We start from the raw sequence: 2,299 nt of genomic DNA, 5'->3' as shown, positions 1-2,299 counted from the left end.
ATCGCACCGGGCCGGACGCTGCGATCGAGGTGTCCGGCCTGGGCAAGGTGTACGGCCGCGGTGAGACGGCGTTCGCCGCGGTGAAGCCGACCACGTTGTCGGTGCCGTGGGGCCAGGTCATCGGCCTGCTCGGCCCGAACGGTGCCGGGAAGACCACCATCATCAAGATGATCAGCGGTCTGATCACCCCCTCCACAGGCAGGATCACGCTGGGCGGCCATGACGTGGCCCGGGACCGAAGCAACGCGGTTCGCCAGATCGGTGCGGTCCTCGAAGGGTCCCGTAACGTGTACTGGCCGCTGTCGGCCTGGGAGAATTTGATGTACTTCGGCCGCCTCAAGGGCCTTCGCGGTTCGGAGATCAAACCCAGGGCGAAACGGCTGCTCACCGAGCTGGGGCTATGGGAGCGGCGGCACGAGACTGTGGGCTCGTTCTCCCGCGGAATGCAGCAGAAGGTGGCGGTCTCGGCCGCATTGATCACCGACCCTCCGATCATCCTGCTGGACGAGCCCACGCTCGGCCTGGACGTGGAGGCCGCCCGTACCTTCAAGGACTGGCTCGCTCACCTGGCGAGCGACGAAGGCAAGACCATTCTGCTGACGACCCATCAGCTGGAAGTGGCCCAAGAGCTGTCGGATCGGATCGCGGTGATCAAAGACGGTGTGATCATCGCTGACCTGCCTACCGATGAGCTGCTGTCCCGTCACGCCGAGAATCGCTTCGAAGTCCGAGTCGCCGGGCAGTTCGACGGTCTCATCCATGCCCTGCCGGAAGGCGCCAACGCTGAGCCGGACGGGGACGAGACCCGTGTCAGGTTGCGCGATGCCGACAACGATGCGTTGTACGCATTCCTCGCTCAGTTGCGGGCAGCCGGAGTGTCTCTGGTGTCTGTGGCACAGGCACAGCCCAGCCTGGAGGAGGTCTTCATCCGGCTCATCCACGCCGACGACGGCGCCACCCGGCCGGCCGAGGGAAAGGAACCGAGAACATGACGACCCTTTCCCTGCCGACAGCCGTCCGGACCGGTGCCGGAATAGGGCTTCACACCCGGCTTGCCGCGAACGAGACCTCGAAGGGGTTGCTGCTGGCGTGGCGTCGGCGATCGATGGTAGTGGTCGGTCTGCTCATGAACGCCGCACTGTACCTGGGCGTCAACTTCTTCATCGGCGGTGGGCACATCGTCGAGGAGCTGATGGTGCTCACGCTGCCGGCGCTGATGGCCGTGGCCGTCGCCGCAACCGCTGCCGTCGACGGTAGCGGCGGGATCGCTGAGGAGGTCAACGGCGGCACCCTGGAGCAGATGCAGATGAGTCCTGCCAGCCCGCAATCGCAGGTGCTCGGCCGCATCGTTGCGCTCGCCGTCCCGGGACTGGTGATGGCGGCTGTGCTCGGAGTCGTCTTCACCGTCGGCTTCGGCTTGGACTACCAGCCGCATCCATCAGTGGTGGTACCGGCGTTGCTCACGCTCGTCAACGCGCTCGGCTACGGGCTGCTGATCATCGCTTTGACGGTGCGGGTGGTCAGCATCGGCGCTATCACGCACGTGTTCAACATGGCGATCATGTTCTTCGGGGGCATGATCGTGCCCATCGCGATGTTCCCGGACGCCCTGGAGGCCGTCGTGCGGTTCATCCCCACCGCGCTCGGCGTGCAGGTGCTCAACACCACGCTGGCGGGTGAGCCGCTATCCACCGCCTGGTCGGACGGCACGCTGCTCTGGCTGCTGGTGCACACAGTCGTCCTGACCACGTCGGGCCTGGTTCTCTATGTCGTCAACATCCGCCGCGCGCGGCGCGCGGGAGGGCTGAGTCCACGATGAACACTCGATTCTTTGTCGCCTTGGGCAACGAGATCCGCAAAGGCCTGCGGTTCGCCTGGTCCGAGCGCCTGCAGATCCTGATCGAGCTGCCCATGTTCGGCGTGTTCATCCTGCTGCTCGGCCCATTGCTCGGCCAAGGGAGCGACATCGCCGCCGGAAAGGTGGAGTGGACGCTCAACAGCGAGACGACCTCGATCATGCTCGTCTGGTTCATCCCCTTCACGTTCTTCTACATGCAGGTCGTGAAGCTGTTCTGGCGGCTGCTCGCCGAGATCCAGACCGGCACCATCGAGCAGGTCTACCTCTCCCCGCTGCCGTCGTGGCTGGTCGCCGCCGCCGGCCGGGTGGTGGCCGCATTCCTGGAGACGCTGGTGGTCGCCGCCGGCACGTTCGCCATCGTCGCGCCGTTCGTCGAGATCAGCATCGACTGGGACGTGGCCGCGCTGCTGCCGGCGGCGATGATCATGCTGGCGGCGATCG

2 protein-coding genes and 1 pseudogene are annotated in these 2,299 nt (G+C 65.8%); all 3 read left to right on the top strand.

Annotated elements, in window-relative coordinates:
• The coding region (locus tag ELR45_RS03790) for an ABC transporter ATP-binding protein (protein WP_205855843.1) at window positions 1-992 on the top strand (992 nt) is incomplete at its 5' end.
• A complete protein-coding gene (locus ELR45_RS03785; RefSeq protein ID WP_129663605.1) occupies window positions 989-1,819 on the top strand; it encodes an ABC transporter permease in 831 nt (276 codons plus the stop codon). The genes ELR45_RS03790 and ELR45_RS03785, both read left to right, overlap by 4 nt.
• Window positions 1,816-2,299 (top strand): annotated as a pseudogene (locus ELR45_RS36770) (ABC transporter permease); the annotation flags it as partial. The gene ELR45_RS03785 and the pseudogene ELR45_RS36770, both read left to right, overlap by 4 nt.

Source organism: Phytoactinopolyspora endophytica (assembly GCF_004138495.1).
Lineage (GTDB): Bacteria > Actinomycetota > Actinomycetes > Jiangellales > Jiangellaceae > Phytoactinopolyspora > Phytoactinopolyspora endophytica.
The sequence above is the reverse complement of the archived record's forward strand: the minus strand, read 5'-3'. Positions and strand labels throughout refer to the sequence as shown.

Coding starts and splice junctions, on each gene's coding strand:
- ELR45_RS03785 (WP_129663605.1), top strand. CDS start 989: ATGACGACCCTTTCCCTGCCGACAGCCGTCCGGACCGGTGCCGGAATA.